Genomic DNA, 18,912 nt, shown 5'->3' on the forward strand with positions numbered 1-18,912 from the left:
ACCGCTTCGCGGCAGCTGTTCTGTTGGCCGGCTTCGCCGGCTCTGGGCTCGTTCCGCGGGTGGCTGCTCTGTCGCGGGGTGCTGGTCAGGGATGCCGTGCGGAGAGGTCACCGCTTCGCGGCGGCTGTTCTGTTGGCCGGCTCCGCCGGCGTTGGCTCGTCCGGCGAGCGGCTGCACCGTCGTGGAGCGCTTATCTGGGGTGGCGTCGGAAAAGACTGGTGCGACAGCGCAGGCGAAACCGCCTGCAGACACGCAGTTTTGTCGTGCCGCCTCCGCTAGTGCACAGCGTGACACCAGGCGGAGTGCTCGGCGTACAGACGGCCTTGAGCGAGCGTGCCACCAGCCCTGAAAGCAGGGCAACTCGGCTGTCGCGCACCTCACCAGCCCCACGAGCCAACCGATTTTTCTTTGCCGCCCCCCATCCGCTAAACTTCCGGAGTCCGCAAGACACTGCGGGGCTTTGGCGCAGTTGGTAGCGCGCTTCCATGGCATGGAAGAGGTCAGGGGTTCGAATCCCCTAAGCTCCACCGCAGCTCAGAGGCCGGTTTCCCACTCGGGAGACCGGCCTCTTTCACGACCTGTGCGACTAACTGAGTGACTACCGGTTTCGGGGCAGGATCTCGTCCATCGCTTCGGCTCCCTCAGTTAGTACCGGCCGCAACTCGTGCCGGTACACGGTCTCGGTTACCTGGGTGCTCTTGTGTCCGACCAACTGCGAGATCTGTTCAATGCTCACGCCCTGGGCACTGAGCAACGACACGAAGCTGTGTCGCAGCTCGCGAGGCGTCCAGTCCGCAGCATGCAGCCCAGGTGTCAGGGCGACCACGCGGCGGAATGCGCGCCGGACGTTGGCGGCGTCCAGCTCCGTGCCGATCGACGTGCAGAACACCAGGTTGGGCCAGGGTGACCGGCGTGCCGGCGCACGGTCGTCTGACTGTGTGTTGGGAAAGCCACTGCTGCGTCATAACGTAATGAAATGGCAAGAGCACGCACAGGCAAGATGCCGAATGACCAGGTTCTGCGCTGGGCGGCCGAGGCGGTTGGCGGGACGAGCGTCGTTTCGTCCGAGGGCCTGACCCGCGGCGAGCACCGCCCTTCGGGCACGTTCCGCCTGGGAATCGAAGGACCGGCGGCCCGGACCAGGGACGTGATCTTGAAGGTCCCTGTCCGGGGATGGATCGCCGCCGCGTGGGTGATCACGAACGCACGCGCGCTTCAGCTGGCCGAGACTCATGGCCTGGCCGCGCCGCGGCTGATCGCTGCGGATCTCGACGGGAAGGCGAGCGGAACCGTCGCCACCCTGGAGACCTTCCTGCCCGGCAGCGCCGGTCTCTCGCCGACGGTTTCGGTCGCCCGGCTCCGCGAAGCGGGAGCGGCCCTTGCCAGGGTCCACGCCTTGAGGCTGGTTCCGCAGGCCCACCTGCCATACCGGCCCCGGCCGTGCGCCGTCGACGACCGCGCCGATGAACGCTGGCGGGGCCTGATGCCGACCACACCTTTGCTGCAGCAGGCCGACGAGCGGGTCAGGTCGCACGGGATGCCGGCAGTCGCGTCGGTGTTCGTGCATGGTGACGCCTGGGGCGGCAACATGCTGTGGGATGGTGACCGTTGCGTTGCGCTGATCGACTGGAATACAGCCGGGGCTGGTAATCCGGGCGTCGATCTCGGCAGCCTGCGGATGCAGATGACCCTTCAGTACGGCCAGGACGCGCCGTCCCATGTGTTGGAGGGCTGGGAGCGGCAGGCGGGCCGGGAGGCAGTCGGCGTGCCCTACTGGGATGCCGTGGCCGCGCTGAACACGCCGACAGTGATGGACGGTTGGGCGGGATTCGCCGACGACGGTAGCCTCCTGGGCGCCGCTGCCGTCACCGAAAGGCGCGACGGTTTCCTTCGCACCGCTCTCAGTCAGTGGTCATAAAGTGGTCGCGCGTGCCGCAATCGACGCTGCTCTCCACTTGGGCCTGTGAGTGGCTAACTGAGTGACAACGAGGCGACACGGCACCGGACAGCCACGGACGATGACGGACGGCGGCTAGGCGGGCACCGGCCACTGCCCAGGGGCTGGGTGTGAATGGCATGGAAGAGGTCAGGGGTTCGAATCCCCTAAGCTCCACCGCAAGTCAGAGGCCGGTTTCCCGCTCGGGAAAGCGGCCTCTTTCGTGACCTGAGTGACGAACTGTTTCGGGGCAGGATCTCGTCCATCGCTTCGGCCCCTTCGGTCAGCACCGGCCGCAACTCGTGTCAGTACACGGTCTCGGTGACCTGGGTGCTCTTGTGCCCGGCCAACTGCGAGATCTGTTCAATACACACGCCGTGCGCACAGAGCAACGAACGAAGCTGTGTCGCAGCTCGCGAGGCGTCCAGTCGGCAGCACTCAGCCCAGGTGTCAGGGCGACCACGCGGCGGAATGCACGCTGGACGTTCGTCGATCTTCGTCGCCGGGGTTCGCAGCACCGGCTGCCGACCATCACGCGACGGCGGACATGTTGCTACCGATTGAATCCGGAGGCTTCGTGGAGGGCGCTCGATCTCGCGTACTGCCGACGCGGCTGTCCGCGCGCACGAGGCCTTGACCACGGAAGCCCAATTCTCATCAAGTCCTCATCTGCGCAGCGCGGCGGCACGTCATCGTCGTGTTGTGGGCCGCCGGCCCGGACCAAGGAGGTCGCTGTGCAAATCCTCATCGTGAACTTCAACCTCGACGGACTCTCCGAGGAGGAATTCGTGCGCTCGTGCGACGAGCTCGCTCCCGCCTTCGCCGCCGTCCCGGGACTCAGTTCGAAGGTCTGGCTCGCCGACCGGGCCGAGGGGGTCTTCGGCGGCGTGTACACGTTCGAGTCCGAGAAGGCCGTCGACGACTACCTTCAGTCGGACCTGTTCGCCGGGGTCGGCTCGACACCCGGTCTCGTGAACATCTCGGTCCGTCGCTTCGGCGTCCTGGACGGGCCTACCCGTGTTACCCGTGGGTTGGCGCAACCCGCGGGCGTCTGAGGCTGGCACTCTTGTCACTATGAGCGACGCTGTCATGCTGCGGGGACGGGGGCGCGAGCTCGCGTCCCTTCAGCGCGTGCTCGACGCGAACGGGCCGCGGGTGGCGTTCGTGTACGGCGTCGCGGGTATCGGCAAGTCGGCACTGCTCAACGCTTTCGCGAACGGCGTGCGAGGGTTCGGGACTCGGGCTTGGCGAGTCGACTGCGCGGCGATCGATCCGACGGAGTCGGACTTTCGCGCTGCACTCGCCTCGACGGGCTGGCAGCCAGGAAGCGCTGGCGTCGTACTCGTCGACACCTATGAGATGTTCCGCATCGCGGATCCCTGGTTGCGGCACGAACTGGTTCCGTCGTTGTCGGCGGATGTGCGCTTCGTCATCGCCGGGCGCGACCCCCCGATGCTCGAATGGTCGACCGAGAGGGGTCGCGTGGGCGGGCTCGAGATCCTCCCACTCGTCGGGTTGACCGATGAGGCTGCAAAGGCCTTTCTCGCCGACGCGAGTGTGGGGAAAGACCACGCTGACATGATTTGCCGATTGGCGCGCGGCCACCCGTTGTCGCTCCGGCTGGCCGCGGAGGCAGACGTCGCCCGCGTGCCGATCGACGAAGTCGGGCCGCGCGTGGTCGCCGCGCTGGCGACGGCGTTTCGCGCCGGCCTCGATAACGACGGTCGCCGACTCCTTGACGCTGCATCCGTGCCTCGCCGGGTGACGAGAGGTGTCCTTGAGGCGATGAAGTGCCGCGGCGCGGACGATGCACTCGAAAGACTCGGGGCGCTCAGCTTCGTGGACGAAACCTCGGAAGGTTTGCGGCTCCACGACGCAGTACAAGCCGCAGTCTCCGCCCGGCTACGCGCGCTTGAACCTGAGCGGTTCCACGAACTGCGCTCGGCCGCGTGGCACCATCTCCAGAACGAGACGCAGCGGGCGGGTGTGAGCGAACTCCGCCGATTCACCGCCGACCTCCTCTTCCTCATCGACAACCCGTTCGTGCGCGAGGCGATGTTCCCCGCGACGGCCCATGCCTTCAGCGTCGAGAGGTCGCGGAAGGAGGACGCCGAAGCTCTGCGAGGGTTGTGGCACGAATTCGAGACACCGGAGGGCGCCACTGTGCTGGACGCGTGGTTGCGCCTGCGTCCAGACGCGGTTCGGTCGGTGCGAGACCGGACGGGTGCCGTCGTCGGGTGCTCGATCGTCGCCGAGTGGCGAGACATCCCGCCGTCTCTCGAGCGAGCCGACCCGGTCGTGGCTGCTTGGTCGCGGCACACCGCAAGTCACCCGCTGCCTCCCGGCCAGCGGACGCTCACCCACCGGCGCTGGCTCGCGGCCGGCACCGGCGAAGGCCCGAGCGGTGTGCAGGCCGCGGCGTTGCTCGACGTGAAGCGTGACTACTTCCGCCTCCGACCACATCTGGGTCGGCTCTACCTCAGCGTCCGCGACCCCCAGCCCTTCGTCGACGCGCTGCGCACGCTCGGCTTCGTTCCCTTCGACGAACCCATCGAGGTCGGCGGCGAACCTTTCCACCTCGCGACGCTCGACTTCGGTCCCGACTCCGTCGACGGGTGGCTCAACCGCATCGCCGCGGCCGAGCTCGGCGAGAGCGATCAACCATTCCTCGATGAGCGCGACCGCAGCGTCGATCTCGGTGGCGCTCGCATCCAGTTGTCCCCGCTCGAATTCGGAGTCCTGAACACACTCGCCGCCCACCCAGCCGCGCCGGTCTCGCGCGCCGACCTGCTCCGCGACGTATGGCGCACGGGCTACGACGGTGGCAGCAACACGGTCGACGTCGTGATCCGCAGCCTCCGGAGGAAACTTGGCCCAGTCGGCGACCGCATCGAGACGGTCCGCGGCGTCGGCTACCGACTCAGGTGAGGCTGCGACCCCACCGGTCAAGGCCGAAATGATCCCCGCGCAGGTGGCAGCCGACTGCTCAGCGTCCGAGCTCATCCGCCCACGTTGGAACACGGCCCGAACCGCGGCGCCGTTCGAGAGCACGGATCATTACCAACACCCACGCAAATCCCGGAAGTGCCCTCAGTAGAGCCAGTTTTGAGCTATCGGTCGCTCGCGGGTGTCGACAGGTGAGTGACTAACTGAGTGACAACAACCTCGCTCCGACATACCAGGGCTTGCCTTGTAAGGATGTGAAGGCGAACGAGACCCTCGCCAACTGGATGTGCGACACGTTAGAGGCCTGGGCGACCACCTGGCGCGCCGGCCAACGCACGGATCAGCCGAGAAGAGTGCATTTCCGTACACCGCATGTCGCGGCCCTACAGCGGAAGAAGTTGCGCAGCAAGACGGCTCCTGTGCTGCCACGCCTCGTATGAATCGACCTGTCCAGGGAATCCGCCATTTGCGAAGACCTTGTTCAGATAGGCGACGAACGGCATCGTTGTCTCGCCCGCCCACAGGCCGTCGACGCAACCGTCCGGGACCACCACGCCGTACGGCGGGCCTCCGCTGGTGTTGTCCTTCGTAAGTCTGTCAGGCGACATTGGCAGACAGAACAAGTCGCGGTCGTCGTCCGATTCTGCTTGTGCCTCGAGCCAGAAGGCGTAGTCGCTTGCGAAGTATTCGCGAAGGGGATCGGTCGGGTAGCGCAAGCCCTCAAGGTCGATGACCAGCGGATCGGCCGCTGTTGCCTCTGGCCATTCGGGGTGCGTGCCCACCAACCACACGTCACCCACGATCCTCAACCAGGAGAGCAGAGTCATCGGCACCGAACCGAAGTGCTCGACTAGCCACCGCGCCTGCCCCTCAGCGTCCCCGCTCGCCGGAAAGAACGGGACTTCTGGCTCCTGTCGGTCGTCGTTTGAGTGGAAGCGGTAGCCCTCAGCGTTCAGCTGCTCAACGAGAACCTCCACGTTTCTGCGAGCCCGCCGCGCCATCTCATCGCAGACAAGCTGGGCGCCTTCGCGTTGCGCTCCGTCGAGCCGCGCACCCAGTTGGCGAATCTCGTGCCAGACAATCGCGCGATCGCCAGCTCTGTATCGCCCCAGCCAACTCTCGGGCTCGGAACTCCGCACATCCATGCCGCCATCCTGGCGGAATTCGGGCTCACATGTGCCCGCGGCGTAGACCAACGCTCTGATCTGGCCGCGAGCGCGCACGTGCCAACAGGATGGCGGGTCGAAGACAGCGGAGCTTGACCCACATCGAACCGGACCTGGGGGCGGCAGCTGTCGGGACGATGCGGAGGTCTGCCTGTCGGACGCGTTGACACGTAGGTGTCAACGCGCGGCGGTGATGATCTCGGCGTCCCGGGGTCCTCGGGCAGCCGGAGAGCTGCGTCATTCCGGCAGATCGCGGTTGCAGGACGGCCGCCCGAGCGAGGCTGCGTTTCATCCGCTCTAGGTGAAGCGGTGAACGATATTCGCGGCGAGGGTGGCGGGACGTGTCTCCTCCTGACTGTGAAGGTGGCGTGGCATGACTGGTGTAATCGCAGCGCCGTTGGATGGCACGAAGGTCACCGACGACTATGTCCGGTCGTTGGGGCGGATCGCCTACCTGTGGGGTTGGCCGTTGGTCAACATGCACAACCGTCTCTCTCTGATGGCTGGGCTGACCGAACCGGCCCTGCTGGGTGGGGTCGTCCCGGCCGGCCCTCCCGGCAGTATCGGCATGCTGCACGACTACATCCGCCCGGAGGAGCGGATCGTCGCCTGCCCGAACCAGGATGTCGCCTACGGCTTCGGGGTTCTCGACGCCCAGCTCGGACCCGCCGTCATCCAGGTACCTGACTTCGGCGATCGCTTCTGGGTCTACCAGGTGGTCGACCAGCGCACCGACTCCTTTGTCGAGCTCGGGGCGATGTACGGCACCGAACCGGGGCTCTACCTTCTCGCTCCGAGCACCTGGGACGGCAAGGTACCCGACGAGATCAGGCGGGTGTTCCACTTCGACACTCGTGTCGGCGTGGTCATCCCGCGGGTATTCCTCGACGACACCCCCGAGGATCGTTCCGCCGTACTGCCACTGGTCAATCAGATCGGGATGTACCCGCTGACCGAATTCACCGGCAGTCCCCGCACCTATGACTGGACCAGTATCCCGACGGTCGGAGGCGGCTCGAGTACCAGTGGCCAGCAGGAGACACAGTGGGTCGATCCGACCCGGTTCTTCGACGTCCTGCCCGACGTACTCGCCGAAGTGCCGGCGCGCCCTGGCGAGGAAGCGATGTACGCCTGGATCACCTCGCTGCTCACTGCGGCTGCAGCTGACGACCACGTCGCCGACGTCCTGCGCGAGTCCGCCGTCGATTCCAATACGACCTTGGTCGGCGAGCTGTTCCAGTTCCGCAACATCGGACTGCCGAGCGCCCACCACTGGACCACCCAGCGAAATGGTGCCGGCTTCGGGGGTGACTACCTCTCTCGCACCGCGATGGCCAAGGCAAACATCTTCGTCAACACGCCTCGGGAGACGGCCTACTTCTACCAGGACCTCGACGCCGACGGACGCCGCCTCAACGGCGGACATCGCTACTCCATCACCTTCCCAGCTGGTCAGCTTCCTCCGCTGCAAGGCTTCTGGTCGCTGACGTTGTACAACGAACACCACTTCTTCCACGCCAACGACCTCGACCGCTTCTCGCTCGGCACCAAGAACAAGGATCTGCACTACGAGGCCGACGGATCGCTCACGCTGATCGCCTCGGCCGAACCGCAGACCGGCCCCGCAACGCACTCGAACTGGCTCCCCGCGCCAGTCGGCGACTTCTCCCTCTACCTGCGCGCCTACTGGCCCGACGCGCCCGTCCTCGACGGCACCTGGACCCCACCGCCAGTCCTCCAGACCGCCTAACCAGGCAGCCGAGTACTGGATTCGTCACCCGGGCCTGGCGGAGCGTCTTGCCGCGATCCCAGGCTGTGTCGAGCACTGAGTGACCAGGCAAGTCCTACCGAACGGCCACTAAAACGGCGGCTGCGGTTCGTACTACCGTGGATGGATGAATGGTCGGCTGACCAACCTCGTCCTTCTGGGTGTGGTCCCGCTTGCCGCGGTGTCGGGATTGTGCATGTTCATCTTCGGCGGCGGGTTCGTGTGGCCGATCGCCTTCCTGCACGGGGTCTTGGGCCTGGCCGTCGTCGTGCTCGTTCCCTGGAAGTCGATCGTGGTACGTCGGGCGCTGCGGCGCGCACGGCGGCCCAGCGCAGTCGTCTCCCTGCTCTTGACCGCAACGACCGTCGTGGCTCTGGTGACCGGTGTGGCACACCGGGCTGGTGTTCTCCTGGCCGAGTCACCCGTCACGACATTGCAACTGCACGTCGCCGCTGGTGTCGTTGCCGCAGTCCTCACGCTGTGGCATGCCCACCATCGACGGATCCGGGCACGCCGTACGGACCTCTCGCGGCGCACGTTCTTGCGCCTCGGGGTCGTCGCCTCGGCAGCTGGCGTGCTCGAGGCGACCGCCCAGGCATCCAGCGCGCTGGCCATGCCGTCCGGCATTCGTCGATCTACCGGCTCCTTCAAACTCGCCTCGCCCTCGGTCGCCGCGATCCCGACCACGTCATGGCTCTTCGACCAGCTGCCCGAGATCGACGCCACGACCTGGCGGCTGACCGTGACGACGGGCGGGGCATCGCGTGACTGGTCCCTAGAAGGCCTCGGTCAGTGGGACGACCGGCTGAGTGCCGTCTTGGACTGCACGGGCGGGTGGTGGACGCAGCAGGAGTGGTCCGGTGTGCGAGTGAGCAGGCTGCTGCCTGACAGTGCGACCGGATCGGTGGAGGTGGTGAGCGCGACGGGTTACCACCGTCGGCTTCCGTTGACTGACCACCTGCTCCTCGCCACCAGCGTCGGCGGTAACAACCTCAGCGTCGGACACGGGGCGCCAGCGCGCCTGGTGGTCCCCGGCCGGCGCGGCTACCACTGGGTCAAATGGGTTACTCGTATCGATCACGACAGCCGGCCGTGGTGGCTCCAGGCGCCGCTGCCATTGCAGTGATGATGGGCGCGTGACCCGGCAGGCTAAGTCTCTGTGGGTTCCTTGCTTCGAGGAGTCGTTCGGCGCTGCGCGGCGACCGCGATGAGGGCGCTGCGCTGATGATGGCGACGGACTCCTGTGATTCAGCGCGCGCGGCGGTAGTGCATGGCTACCACACCGTCGTGGAGCGGCTCCGCCGAGATCAGCTCGAGTCGGCGCGTGCCGGGCAGACCGCCCTGGTACAGCGTCGGGCCGTGGCCCGCGATCATGGGTTGGACGAGCAGCTTGTACTCGTCGATCAGGTCCAGCCGGTCGAGCTCGGTCGCAAGCTTGCCGCTTCCGAGCAGGACCCCGGCCGGGGTCGCGTCCTTGAGCTTCTGCACGCCCTCGCGCAGATCGCCGGCGATGTGGTGGCTGTTGGCCCACTGGAAGTCCTTGCGCGTCGACGACACGACGTACTTCGGTTTGGCCTCCAGCTTGACCGCCCACTCCCGCAGGGCCGGGGACACCTCCTCGTCGCCGCGAGCGACGGCCGGCCAGTAGCCCTCCATCATCTCGTAGGTGACGCGACCCCACAGCATTGCCCCGCCCTCGTCCAACAGACGGGTGAAGAAGGCGTGCGTCTCGTCGTCGGCGATCCCCTCCTGGTGGTCGACACAACCGTCCAGGGTGACGTTGAGGCTAAAGGTGAGAAGTCCCATGCCCGGCGAGTCTAACGCCACGACGGCGGCGCATCCGTCGTCCGCCGCACCGCCGCACCGCCTCAGCGCAGGCCAAGCGCAGGCCGCAGCAACCCCGTGGACCGCGAGGAACATGTCCGCCAACTGATGTACGACAGGCTAGAAGTCTGTCCACGCGCTGGAGCAACGCACGGACATGCCGATGATGTGCGACGAAGTCGAGTTCACCCGTGGAGGGTGAGGACTTGGTGGCCGTCCAACGCGAGCGTGGACACCTTCGGTCCCTAGCTGGGAGAAGAGGCCAGAGATGCCCCAGCCCGAACGTGTCGACTCCGCGAGTACCGAGACCTCTTCGCCGTTGGTACGGCAGATCAACGGCGGGAACTGGCTGGCACGCGAAGACGCAGAGTCGCTGCGTGCCGAACTGTTCTTCCAGCGCGCTGTGCACGCCTACATGACGATGCTGCCTGCGCTGAACGTGATCGGCATGCGCGACGGTTCCGAGGCGAAGTTCGGCCGGGGCTACCACGTGCTGCCGATCTGGAAAGACCGGATGGACAGCCGCACCTGGGTCCCGACGCCGAACGCGGATGTCATCTACGCGATGAGTTACCTGGACCTGAAGGAGACCGGTCCTCTGGTGGTGGACGCGCCGCCGAACGTCATCGGAATGTTCACCGACTTCTTCCAGCGCACACTCACCGATGTCGGTGCGATCGGCCCCGACCGGGCACGCGGTGGACTCTACCTACTGCTGCCGCCCCACTACGACGGTCACGTGCCCGGCGGCTACTACACGGTCTCGTCCTCGACGTACAACGTCTTCCTGTTCTTCCGGGCCGTGATGGGTCGCGGCGACGGACAGCCCGACCCTGCCACCGGTACGGCGGTTGCCGAGCGCACCCGCATCTTCCCGCTGTGGACCGAGGAAAAAGACGTCCCGGCCATGCAGTTCCCCAACGCCAGCGGTCAGCGCCTGAACATGATGTACCCGACGGACTTCGAGTACTGGACCAAGCTCAAGGAGTTCGTCGACTACGAACCGATCGCCGCCATCGAGCCAGAGCTGCGCGGCGTACTTGCCTCGATCGGCATCATCAAGGGCCAGCCGTTCGAGCTGTCGGATTGGCAGCGCAGCCAGCTCGATCGCGCGCTGCACGACGCGCCACGGATGATCCTTGCGCTCGCCCAGCTGGGCCGCGAGGACAAGCGCAACTACTACTACGACGACCGGCAGTGGCAGGTCGCTTGGGCCGGCGGTACGGCGGAATGGATGCAGGAGAGTTATCTCGACATCAACACCCGGGCCCGGTTCTTCCAGTACGCCTACTCCTCGGCGCCGGCCATGAACGTCCACTCCACCGGCGCCGGGTCGAAGTACCCCTTTACCTACTGCGACGGCGCCGGCGACCATCTCGACGGCAGCCACACCTACAAGCTGCACCTTCCGCCCAACGTGCCGGCCGGCCTGTTCTGGGCCACCACCGCCTACAACGTCACCGACGGCACAATGCCCGAAACCGACCAGTTGCTGCCGTCGACGAACGGCTACTACGACCTCCCACAGAACAACGACGGCTCCATCGACATCTGGTTCGGGCCCGAGCAGCCCGACAACGCCGCGGTCGCGGCATTCATCAAAACCGTTGCCGGTCGAAACTTCATCGTCGCGCTACGCCTCTACGGCACCGAGGTCGCCTTCTACGACCAGACCTGGAGACCCGACGACCTCGTCAGGGTCGACTGACGATCCGGCGCAGGTCGGCAGCTATCGGGGCGATGCGATGGTGGGGAGACTGCCTGCGTGCTTGACACATAGCTGTAGAACGCGGCCGCGAATGAGTTGCTGGCTAGGCGGGGAAGGCTTTCCAGTGGCCTTCGGAGATGATTTCGACGGTGCCGTTGGTTACTTTGATGGCGGTTTCGTCGTCGATGGCGTAGGCCGGAGCTGCGATGTCGGCGGCCCATCGTTCTGCGTCGGCCATGGTGTTGTTGGGCATCTGTTCGTGGTCCAGGTGTGGGTAGATCGAGAAGTCGACGAGCCCGAGCGTGCGGTCGTTCGGCGCTGAAGGCCAGCTGACGAAGTCGTTGCCGATTCGCGGTGTCATGACCATGCTGCCGGCGCTGAGTCCTACCCAGACGGTCTCGGGTAGCGAGGAGATGAGGTCCGACAGGCCTGACTGCTGCATCCAGTGGTACAGGTACGTCGTGTCGCCGCCGTCGGCCAGGAGTACGTCGGCCTCTTGGACCCACGGCATCCACCGCTCCTTGCCGATGCTGGGCAGTGCGGTGAGTTCGAGGACGCCCAAGGATGCCCAGCCCAGGCTGGTCAGCTTGTCGAACGGAGGCTCGGCGGCGATAGAGCGTCGTACCGTGGCAGGCCCGAGCATCGGGTGGCCCCACTGGGCTGTGGGGATGCAGAGTGCATGGGACTCGGAGATCGGCTTGCCCAGCAGATTGACCAGCGCATCGCGGATGCTGTCGTTGGTGATGCCGCCGGATGTGAGAAGGAGCTTCACAACGCCTCCCGAGTTGAGGGCGACAGATTTGTGTGGCGCGGGCACCGCGGACGCGTCATCGCTTGACTCCTTTGTCTGTTCTGTGGCGTCGTTGACTAGCAACCGTTCACCCGTTCTACACCAACTGTGGAGCACTGATCTGCTACATCGATGGGGGACGAGCGACCACGTCGGCTGTTTGCTTGGTCGCACAGATGACCCGTTCGTCAGCACGACGAGCGCAGCGCGGCATTTTTGTCTGCGGTCGTGTCTAGGGTGCTGGCATGGTTGCCCCGGTTTCGATCTCAGTGGCTGCGCTTGTGCGCGACGGCCTTGTGCTCCTGGTGCATCGGCATCCTTCGCGGCGGTGGTATCCCGACTGTTGGGACCTCGTCGGCGGGCACGTCGAGTCGGGCGAGTTGCCTCACGAGGCCGTCGGTCGGGAGTGCCTCGAAGAACTCGGTGTCCGGGTCCACGACCCCAAGCCCATCCCGATGGCGGTCAGCGACCCGACCCTCGATGTGCATGCCTTCGTCGTCACGCGCTGGGACGGGGAACCTGTCAACGCCGAGCCCGAGGAGCACGACGATCTTCGCTGGTTCCGGCCGAGTGATCTCGCAAACCTGAAGCTGGCCCACTCGGGCAGCCTGCCGAGTCTCCTCAACGCCTTCCGGATCGCAACTGGCTAGCCGCGACGAACTGCCTGCTCTTCATCACGTGAGTCAACTACTCTGAGGCGCTTGGCAACCGAAACACCCAAGAAGCGCGAGGGCGATTCAACGTGTCTCAGGCTGATTATGCGATCTTTCTGAACGGTGGATTTGGGGTTGGCAAATCATCTGTTCTTGATCATGTGGGTGATCTGCTCGCGAAAGCAGGTCGGCCCTTCAGCCTGATGGACGTTGACTGGTTCCACCGCTCCTGGCCGCCGGCCGAGCAGGACAACGCTCATGTTGAGGCTCGCAACATAGCGGCAGTCTGGGAGTGCTACCGGTCTGTGGGTCCGCGCCAGTTGGTCATGTGCGGAGTGATCGGGACCGCAGCAGATCGAGAACGCTACGAAGCCGCAGTCGAATGCGATGTCCGCATGGTTCGTCTCACCGCCGACGCCGGCATCACCAGGAAACGGCTGCGTGGTCGCTATACCGCAAGTCAGAGATCGGCTTTGGACTGGCACTTGGAGCGCTGCGATGAGATAGCCGCTCGCCTGCAGGCCGCGGATCTGGACGAATTGGTAATCGACACCAGCACTCTCGAGCCGCACGAAGTAGCCGAGCGCGCTCTGCGACACTTCGGTCTACTGGAGAGCTAGCCGCTCTCAGTCGAACAGCTTCCAGTGCCCCTCGGAGACGACGGCGACCTCGCCGTCGATGACGGTGATGGCGGTCTGGTCGTCGATGGCGTAGCCCGGCACGTCGAGCGCGGCGGCCCAGCGCTCCGCGTCGGCTAGGCCGAACTCCGGCATGTTCGGGTTGTCGAGGTGCGGAAAGATACCGAAGTCGACCAACCCCAGTGTCTCGACGCTGCCCGTCGGCGACTGCCAGTCACTCAGGTCCTGGCCTAGGTGGGGCGCCGCCACGAGGCTCCCGGCGCTCACCCCGACCCACACCGTGTCGTGCAGCGAAGGCAGGACGTCAGCCACGCCGGACTGCTGCAGCCAGTGCGCCAGGTACAGCGGATCGCCACCGCCCACCAAGAGAGCGTCGGTTTCCCGGACGATGGGGATCCACTGGGCCGCGTCGATGCTGGCGAGCGCTGTGAGCTCGAGCAGGCCGAGAGACTTCCAGCCGATCTCGCACAGCGGACTCATCGCGCGGCCGGAGACGATGCGCCACGCGGCAGCGGGACCCCCCGCGGGGTAAGCCGCCGTTGGGATCACCAGGGCGCTGGCCTCGGCGATGGGCTTGCCCAGCATCTCGACGAGCGCGTTGGCGATGCTCGTGTTCTTGATGCCGGCGGAGGTGAGAAGAAGCTTCATGTCTCTCCTACGATCTCGTCTTCCCGAATCCGCGCACCGTAGCCGATCTGATCGAAGGGCGGTTCAGACCTCAACTACACCCTCGAATGGGATGAGCCTGCAAACATCAGGAGACCGTCGGCGGCCAGTGGTGGGTGCGCCATTCGTTCCAGGTTGTGAAGCCGGGTGGTGGGGCGTCGATGGGTTCGCTGCCGTCGAGTTCGCCTGGGGTTGGGATCTCGATGATGGCGGACCATTCGGCGAGTTCCTCGTCGGACATGGGCCATGTGGTGTGGGGCGCTTCGGCTTGGCGTTGGTCGAGGCGTTTGCGCTGCTCGGTTGCGGGGAGTTCGAAGTACCGCATGTCCACCCGCGCGCCGAGGTCTGCTGCGGCCTGCCGGAGAGCGGAGCGCTCGTCTCGGCTCCAGAGGCCGTAGTCGATGACGACGTTGTTGCCGAGCTCGAGAGAGCGCAGCCCGATCTCGATCAGTCGTCCTTCGATCACGCGCTGGGCCGAGTCTGGGTTCTCGTGGCCGTAGAGGGCCTTCACCCATTCGTCCTTCGTGAGACGAAGCGCTCCTTGCTCGACCTCGATGCGCAGCGCGGCAGTGGTCTTCCCGGTGCATGGAAGTCCAACAGTCAAGAACAGAATTGGTTGCTTGGTCATCACCGCCCATCCAAGCAGATGCCTCGTCGCCGCAACTCGTGGCGGCTTTTCGTGTTTGTCATGGGTGCTTTGTGGAAGTCGTGCCGGACGTTGGCGATGCTCGGGGCACTGTGAGGTCGACGGGTTCAGGTTGGGCACCTAGGGTGGCCCGACGGCCTGCGGGTGTCGCTCGATGGCGGCAAGGCAGGCGGACCGATGGGTCGAATGGTCGGAGGCAGAAGTGGTGCATCTTCTTGCAGATGACGCCGGTATGACTGTCTACGTTGGATGTCCCGAGGTGCTTGGTGGTGAGGACGGCGGGATGGTGTTGGCCGGCTTCTACCGGGAGGTGCTCGGTTGGGAACGGTACGACGCCTGGGGGACGTTCTTCGTGGCGAGGTGCCCTAAGTTCCGGATCGGGTTCGACGGTGATGGCTGGTCGGATGAGAGGCCGCCGCGCTGGCGCGATCCGGAGTACCCGCAGCAGATTCACTTTGATATCGCCGTGCAGGATCTGGACGTCGCGGGCGCCCACATCATCGCTGGTGGTGGGACGTTGCTTGAGGACGACGTTGACCACCGGGTGTACGCCGATCCCGCCGGACATCCTTTCTGTCTCTACCCGGATCCGACTGGAACGCCGACGGTTGCCCGCCTGGTTTACGACTGCTTCAGCCCGCGGTCGCTGGCGCGGTTCTACGAGGGATTCATCGGCGTACAGGAGAGAGCCGAGGACTCACCTGAGCGAGTCGTGATCGATCTTGACGACGACGAGCTGCCGAACCTGGCGTTTCAGCACGCACAGGTCGTTGCTCCGCGGTGGCCTGATCCTGCCTATCCGGCACAACTGCACGTTGACTACCGGTTCACGGTGGACCATGAAGTTCCGCACTTCCAAACTGCGGCGGCCAAGGCCGCGATGGCATGTGCCGAAGAGTTGGGCGCGATCCACCTTCAGAACGTGGTGTACGCCGACCCGGCCGGTCACCCCTTCTGCTTTTGAAGCGCTTCCCCCGACTGAATCCAACCGTCGGGAGGTTGGAACGGCTGGCGCAGGGCGGGCTCGTCTTCGCGTCCCGCGCCAGCCGGACTGTGGGTCCCTGTCCGAGCCCGCCACAGGGAGGAGGGCTCGGACAAGGAGATTGATGACGGGACCGGTTAGCGGGGCGATCCGCTGCACCTCAGCAAACCTGCCCGTCGGTCAAAGTCAGGGGTCGTACAGCAGGAAGCGCGCACCCGTGACCCGCTCGAACCGCTGCTTGATCGCTGCGGGGTCGCCGACCAGCGCCAGGTGCCGCCACTCCGGCAGGAACACCGTGGTGTTCTCGTAGCGATTGACCGACTTGACCAAGGCATCGAAGGCGGCGGGAGCTGAGGCTGGATCCTCGACGTACACGGAGCCCATGGTGTAGCCCTCGAGCTTGGCGATTGCTTTGAGTTCCCGCTTCAAGTGTTCGATGTGTGGATCGGACAGATACAGGTCTCTCCGGACATAGCCGAGCAGGAGCGGCGCGGTCACCGTGGCAGTTGCCGGCTCGATGGTTACTCGAAGGCTCGCGAAACGTCGGCTCATTGCGGCCTGATAGCGGTGGGCCGCGGCCGGCTCGCCCGTGTAGTCCGCAATGACGTGTACGCCGAACCAGACGCGAACGCGCCTGTCACCGGGAAGCGGGGGCCGGGTCATCGTCGTCATTCGCCGCGCACCTCCCGCGCAATGTCGCGCAGAATGAAGGCGTAGACCACGCTGGCTACCAGCCAGAGAGACCACATTTCCGGTATCACTTAGCGTCACCCCACCGTTGCGGTTGGCACACTTGGTGCCGAGAAGCTTCTGGCCGAGTGGGCGGACATCACCATGATCCGCACCGGACATATGCCGGACATCCGGCGCCATCTGTCAGGCGTTTGTCTGCCAAGACGTGCGAGACCGGCGCACCGGCTAGCTGGTTGATGTGCGCTGCGCGCGGGGCAAGGCGGCAGGGAAGTCGCGGTACGCGCAGGTCTTGGGCCGGGCGGAGCAACATGGAGATATGGGTGCCAGGGATTTGGTGTTTGGGGTGGGGGACAGGGTCCGGACCTGGGGGCGGTTGGTGAGCGGGCCGGACGGTGATTGGTTGGATGTGGCTCGCATTCATACTCTGGTCACCAGAGAACCGGGCTGGAAGTCGGATCGGTCGGTGCGGTTGGTCGGGTTGGTTGCTGAGGGACTGCCTGTCGACTCGGCATCGAACCGCCGACCGGGCTACATCTCGGTGGTCGGGATATGGCGGGACGAGAGCATCGAGGTCGAGGCGGTCTCGGCGGAGACTCCTGCGCCGGAGCCGCGTGCACTGTGGAGGGAACCGCCGTGCCCGCCGCCGCCCGGTGGCTGGCGGCGCGGTGTGGTGGAACTCGACATCGACCTCCGCGGCCTGGAACCGGCCGGAGAGGTGGTCCATCCGGTGATCTTCCGTCCCTCCGAAGATCAGGAAGTCCTCGTTGTCGCCGCCACCGACGTGGACGCAGTGACCCGATTGCTGGCCCCGAAGCTGCCAGGTCAGTTTTGTGTTGTGCCCAGTCGGTTCACCCGCGCTCAAATCGACGAGGTGTATGACGTCCTGCACGCCCATTGGCGAGAGTGGCGCATCGAATCCTTCGGCACCGGCTCGGACGCGCAAGCTCAACCGTTCATTCCGGTCAGCCTGTTTCGGGTCACCACCGATACAGCCGAATGGGCTGACACCTTGCCCGAGGGCCTGGTCCGCCTTGACCCAACGCTCAGCCCGGCCTGACACCCTCGATCAATCGGTGGGATCTTCGGCGGCTTGGCGGGGCATCAGGGTGACGAGGGGGAGGGTTAGCGCGGTGAGGGCTAGTACGACGATGAGGGTTATCTCCATCGCGTGCGCCAGACCGGGGGTTGTGGCTCGGAAGAAGATCGAGGTGACTGCGGCCGAGCCGATTGCTGAGGCGAGCTGCTGGATCGAGCTGAAGGAGCCGCTGGCGCTGCCGGCTTCCTCGGGTTTGGCGGTGCCGAGGGCGACAACGGGGATCGTGGCGAAGCTGAGGCTGATGCCGACGCCGATGACGAAGAACGCGGGGGCCAGCGCCCAGAGGCTGAGGTTCGTTCCGGAGTACGCGACGAGAGCCAGTACCCAACCGCAGCCGACGAGGTCGATGACGAGGCCGATGAAGACGAGCCGGCGTCCGAGCTTGGCGACGAGGCCACCCATGGCGGCAAAGCCGGCCGCGACGAGTCCGAGGGTGAGAGGCATCAGGCCGAGCGACGCGTTCCTCGCGCTGACGTGCAGCCCCTCCTGCAGGAACAGCGACAGCACGAAGAGCAGGCCGGTGCCGGCGGCGACCGCGACCAGACAGACGAGCAATCCGGACGTGAAACCGCGGTTCTTCAGGAGCGAGGGCGTGATCAGCGGGTACGTCGCGGTGCGCTGGCGGTAGGCGAAGGCAGCGAAGAACAGTACGCCGATGACCATCGAGGCGATCGGGATGATGCCCCAGCCGTTGCTCGAGCCCTGGATCAGTCCGTACAGCAGCCCGAGCATCGCGATCCCGAGTACGCCGGAGCCCCAGCCGTCGACGACCGTCGACCGGTCGCCGTCGTCATCACGCGGCAGGATCCTGACGGCCATGATCATCCCGGCAAGGCCGAGGACGATGTTGAGGAGGAAGATGGGTCGCCACGACAGACCGAACAGGTCGGCGCTGATGATGAACCCGGCCAGGACCGGGCCGGCGACGCTGGACAGACCGAGCACCGGGCCGAACAGCCCGAACGCCTTGGCGAGCATCTCGCGATCGAACGCCTTCGTCATGATCGCCATGCCTTGTGGGATGAGCAGAGCCCCGAACGCTCCCTGCGCCACCCGCGCCATGACCAGCAGAGTCGGGTCAGGCGAGAACCCGGCGACCGCCGAGGCCAGCGTGAACCCGCCCATCCCGAGCAGGAACAGCCTGCGCTGGCCGAACTTGTCACCCAGCCGCCCGCCGATCACGAGCAGGACGCCCATCGCGAGCATGTACGCCGGTCCCAGCCATTTGACCAGGCTCACACCACCGCCGAGCTCGGCGGCGATGGTGGGGGCGGCGATATTGGTGACCGTCGCGTCGATCACGTCGAGAGCGTCGGCGAGTATTACCAGTGCCAGGATCGCCCACATCAGCCGACTGGACCGACCGGTGCGGATTGCTGGCTCCGTCAAGATCGTCATGA

At 65.7% G+C, this 18,912-nt stretch carries 19 protein-coding genes and 1 tRNA gene; 12 read left to right on the top strand and 8 right to left on the bottom strand.

The window, feature by feature from the left end:
• Window positions 1-454: 454 nt before the first annotated feature.
• Window positions 455-527 (top strand) — tRNA-Ala (locus ACQPYH_RS13045).
• A 71-nt stretch (window positions 528-598) separates the two neighbouring features.
• On the opposite strand, the gene ACQPYH_RS13050 is transcribed toward ACQPYH_RS13045, so the two are convergent.
• Entirely contained in the window at window positions 599-889 is a 291-nt protein-coding gene (locus ACQPYH_RS13050; protein WP_432890557.1) for a tyrosine-type recombinase/integrase, read from the bottom strand.
• Window positions 890-976: 87 nt separating this feature from the next.
• On the opposite strand from ACQPYH_RS13050, the gene ACQPYH_RS13055 reads away from it, so the two are divergent.
• The 3 genes from ACQPYH_RS13055 (at window position 977) to ACQPYH_RS13065 (ending at window position 4,864) form a co-directional block, all read left to right on the top strand.
• Window positions 977-1,918, top strand: coding sequence for an aminoglycoside phosphotransferase family protein (locus ACQPYH_RS13055; protein ID WP_432890559.1), 942 nt, complete (start codon window positions 977-979; stop codon window positions 1,916-1,918).
• 752 nt (window positions 1,919-2,670) lie between these two features.
• Window positions 2,671-2,991, top strand: coding sequence for a YdhR family protein (locus ACQPYH_RS13060; RefSeq protein WP_432890562.1), 321 nt, complete (start codon window positions 2,671-2,673; stop codon window positions 2,989-2,991).
• 19 nt (window positions 2,992-3,010) lie between these two features.
• Complete coding sequence (locus ACQPYH_RS13065) at window positions 3,011-4,864, top strand: winged helix-turn-helix domain-containing protein (RefSeq protein ID WP_432890565.1); 1,854 nt, start codon at window positions 3,011-3,013, stop codon at window positions 4,862-4,864.
• 401 nt (window positions 4,865-5,265) lie between these two features.
• Here the strand turns inward: ACQPYH_RS13065 and ACQPYH_RS13070 are convergent, their stop codons facing one another.
• Window positions 5,266-6,027, bottom strand: coding sequence for a hypothetical protein (locus ACQPYH_RS13070; RefSeq protein WP_432890567.1), 762 nt, complete (start codon window positions 6,025-6,027; stop codon window positions 5,266-5,268).
• A gap of 394 nt (window positions 6,028-6,421) precedes the next feature.
• Between ACQPYH_RS13070 and ACQPYH_RS13075 the strand changes: the two genes are divergently transcribed.
• Both ACQPYH_RS13075 and ACQPYH_RS13080 read left to right on the top strand, forming a co-directional pair.
• Window positions 6,422-7,798, top strand: coding sequence for a DUF1214 domain-containing protein (locus ACQPYH_RS13075; RefSeq protein ID WP_432890569.1), 1,377 nt, complete (start codon window positions 6,422-6,424; stop codon window positions 7,796-7,798).
• A gap of 145 nt (window positions 7,799-7,943) precedes the next feature.
• Window positions 7,944-8,942 (top strand): molybdopterin-dependent oxidoreductase, encoded by a 999-nt coding sequence (locus tag ACQPYH_RS13080; RefSeq protein WP_432890571.1) that lies wholly within the window; start codon window positions 7,944-7,946, stop codon window positions 8,940-8,942.
• A 122-nt stretch (window positions 8,943-9,064) separates the two neighbouring features.
• Here ACQPYH_RS13080 and ACQPYH_RS13085 read toward each other — a convergent pair whose 3' ends face one another.
• On the bottom strand, window positions 9,065-9,622 hold the full coding sequence (locus ACQPYH_RS13085; protein ID WP_432890574.1) for a dihydrofolate reductase family protein: 558 nt from the start codon (window positions 9,620-9,622) through the stop codon (window positions 9,065-9,067).
• Here ACQPYH_RS13085 and ACQPYH_RS13090 point away from each other — a divergent pair.
• Both ACQPYH_RS13090 and ACQPYH_RS13095 read left to right on the top strand, forming a co-directional pair.
• Window positions 9,621-9,749, top strand: coding sequence for a hypothetical protein (locus ACQPYH_RS13090; protein ID WP_432890576.1), 129 nt, complete (start codon window positions 9,621-9,623; stop codon window positions 9,747-9,749). The two genes, ACQPYH_RS13085 and ACQPYH_RS13090, sit on opposite strands and share 2 nt — an antisense overlap.
• A 159-nt stretch (window positions 9,750-9,908) precedes the next feature.
• Window positions 9,909-11,348, top strand: coding sequence for a DUF1254 domain-containing protein (locus ACQPYH_RS13095; protein ID WP_432890579.1), 1,440 nt, complete (start codon window positions 9,909-9,911; stop codon window positions 11,346-11,348).
• Window positions 11,349-11,451: 103 nt separating this feature from the next.
• On the opposite strand, the gene ACQPYH_RS13100 is transcribed toward ACQPYH_RS13095, so the two are convergent.
• On the bottom strand, window positions 11,452-12,120 hold the full coding sequence (locus ACQPYH_RS13100; RefSeq protein WP_432890582.1) for a Type 1 glutamine amidotransferase-like domain-containing protein: 669 nt from the start codon (window positions 12,118-12,120) through the stop codon (window positions 11,452-11,454).
• 263 nt (window positions 12,121-12,383) lie between these two features.
• Between ACQPYH_RS13100 and ACQPYH_RS13105 the strand changes: the two genes are divergently transcribed.
• Together ACQPYH_RS13105 and ACQPYH_RS13110 are read left to right on the top strand one after the other, a co-directional pair.
• Window positions 12,384-12,788, top strand: coding sequence for an NUDIX hydrolase (locus ACQPYH_RS13105; RefSeq protein WP_432890585.1), 405 nt, complete (start codon window positions 12,384-12,386; stop codon window positions 12,786-12,788).
• 92 nt (window positions 12,789-12,880) lie between these two features.
• The gene (locus tag ACQPYH_RS13110; protein ID WP_432890587.1) at window positions 12,881-13,411 is read left to right on the top strand and encodes a hypothetical protein; all 531 of its coding nucleotides are present in this window, start codon (window positions 12,881-12,883) and stop codon (window positions 13,409-13,411) included.
• A 6-nt stretch (window positions 13,412-13,417) separates the two neighbouring features.
• On the opposite strand, the gene ACQPYH_RS13115 is transcribed toward ACQPYH_RS13110, so the two are convergent.
• Complete coding sequence (locus ACQPYH_RS13115) at window positions 13,418-14,077, bottom strand: Type 1 glutamine amidotransferase-like domain-containing protein (RefSeq protein WP_432890590.1); 660 nt, start codon at window positions 14,075-14,077, stop codon at window positions 13,418-13,420.
• Between the two features lie 106 nt (window positions 14,078-14,183).
• The gene (locus ACQPYH_RS13120; RefSeq protein WP_432890593.1) at window positions 14,184-14,723 is read right to left on the bottom strand and encodes an AAA family ATPase; all 540 of its coding nucleotides are present in this window, start codon (window positions 14,721-14,723) and stop codon (window positions 14,184-14,186) included.
• Between the two features lie 250 nt (window positions 14,724-14,973).
• Here ACQPYH_RS13120 and ACQPYH_RS13125 point away from each other — a divergent pair, with 250 nt between their 5' ends.
• Window positions 14,974-15,705, top strand: coding sequence for a VOC family protein (locus ACQPYH_RS13125; protein ID WP_432890600.1), 732 nt, complete (start codon window positions 14,974-14,976; stop codon window positions 15,703-15,705).
• Between the two features lie 204 nt (window positions 15,706-15,909).
• On the opposite strand, the gene ACQPYH_RS13130 is transcribed toward ACQPYH_RS13125, so the two are convergent.
• Window positions 15,910-16,395, bottom strand: a complete 486-nt coding sequence (locus ACQPYH_RS13130; protein ID WP_432890602.1) for a hypothetical protein — start codon at window positions 16,393-16,395, stop codon at window positions 15,910-15,912.
• 397 nt (window positions 16,396-16,792) lie between these two features.
• On the opposite strand from ACQPYH_RS13130, the gene ACQPYH_RS13135 reads away from it, so the two are divergent.
• Complete coding sequence (locus ACQPYH_RS13135) at window positions 16,793-17,473, top strand: hypothetical protein (RefSeq protein ID WP_432890605.1); 681 nt, start codon at window positions 16,793-16,795, stop codon at window positions 17,471-17,473.
• A 9-nt stretch (window positions 17,474-17,482) separates the two neighbouring features.
• Here ACQPYH_RS13135 and ACQPYH_RS13140 read toward each other — a convergent pair whose 3' ends face one another.
• Window positions 17,483-18,910 carry an MFS transporter gene (locus ACQPYH_RS13140; RefSeq protein WP_432890607.1) on the bottom strand — a complete coding sequence of 476 codons (1,428 nt, stop codon included), beginning with the start codon at window positions 18,908-18,910 and terminating at the stop codon, window positions 17,483-17,485.
• Between the last annotated feature and the right edge of the window lie 2 nt (window positions 18,911-18,912).

Origin of the sequence: Kribbella sp. CA-245084 (genome assembly GCF_050942355.1) — a bacterium.
In the GTDB taxonomy this organism is placed as follows: domain Bacteria; phylum Actinomycetota; class Actinomycetes; order Propionibacteriales; family Kribbellaceae; genus Kribbella.

Bases quoted from the DNA above. Each gene is read 5' to 3' on its own strand.
- ACQPYH_RS13080 (WP_432890571.1), top strand. From the start codon at position 7,944: ATGAATGGTCGGCTGACCAACCTCGTCCTTCTGGGTGTGGTCCCGCTT.
- ACQPYH_RS13115 (WP_432890590.1), bottom strand. From the start codon at position 14,077: ATGAAGCTTCTTCTCACCTCCGCCGGCATCAAGAACACGAGCATCGCC.
- ACQPYH_RS13085 (WP_432890574.1), bottom strand. From the start codon at position 9,622: ATGGGACTTCTCACCTTTAGCCTCAACGTCACCCTGGACGGTTGTGTC.
- ACQPYH_RS13090 (WP_432890576.1), top strand. From the start codon at position 9,621: ATGCCCGGCGAGTCTAACGCCACGACGGCGGCGCATCCGTCGTCCGCC.
- ACQPYH_RS13065 (WP_432890565.1), top strand. From the start codon at position 3,011: ATGAGCGACGCTGTCATGCTGCGGGGACGGGGGCGCGAGCTCGCGTCC.
- ACQPYH_RS13055 (WP_432890559.1), top strand. From the start codon at position 977: ATGGCAAGAGCACGCACAGGCAAGATGCCGAATGACCAGGTTCTGCGC.
- ACQPYH_RS13125 (WP_432890600.1), top strand. From the start codon at position 14,974: ATGACTGTCTACGTTGGATGTCCCGAGGTGCTTGGTGGTGAGGACGGC.
- ACQPYH_RS13120 (WP_432890593.1), bottom strand. From the start codon at position 14,723: ATGACCAAGCAACCAATTCTGTTCTTGACTGTTGGACTTCCATGCACC.
- ACQPYH_RS13095 (WP_432890579.1), top strand. From the start codon at position 9,909: ATGCCCCAGCCCGAACGTGTCGACTCCGCGAGTACCGAGACCTCTTCG.
- ACQPYH_RS13130 (WP_432890602.1), bottom strand. From the start codon at position 16,395: ATGACGACGATGACCCGGCCCCCGCTTCCCGGTGACAGGCGCGTTCGC.
- ACQPYH_RS13075 (WP_432890569.1), top strand. From the start codon at position 6,422: ATGACTGGTGTAATCGCAGCGCCGTTGGATGGCACGAAGGTCACCGAC.
- ACQPYH_RS13140 (WP_432890607.1), bottom strand. From the start codon at position 18,910: ATGACGATCTTGACGGAGCCAGCAATCCGCACCGGTCGGTCCAGTCGG.
- ACQPYH_RS13105 (WP_432890585.1), top strand. From the start codon at position 12,384: ATGGTTGCCCCGGTTTCGATCTCAGTGGCTGCGCTTGTGCGCGACGGC.
- ACQPYH_RS13070 (WP_432890567.1), bottom strand. From the start codon at position 6,027: ATGGATGTGCGGAGTTCCGAGCCCGAGAGTTGGCTGGGGCGATACAGA.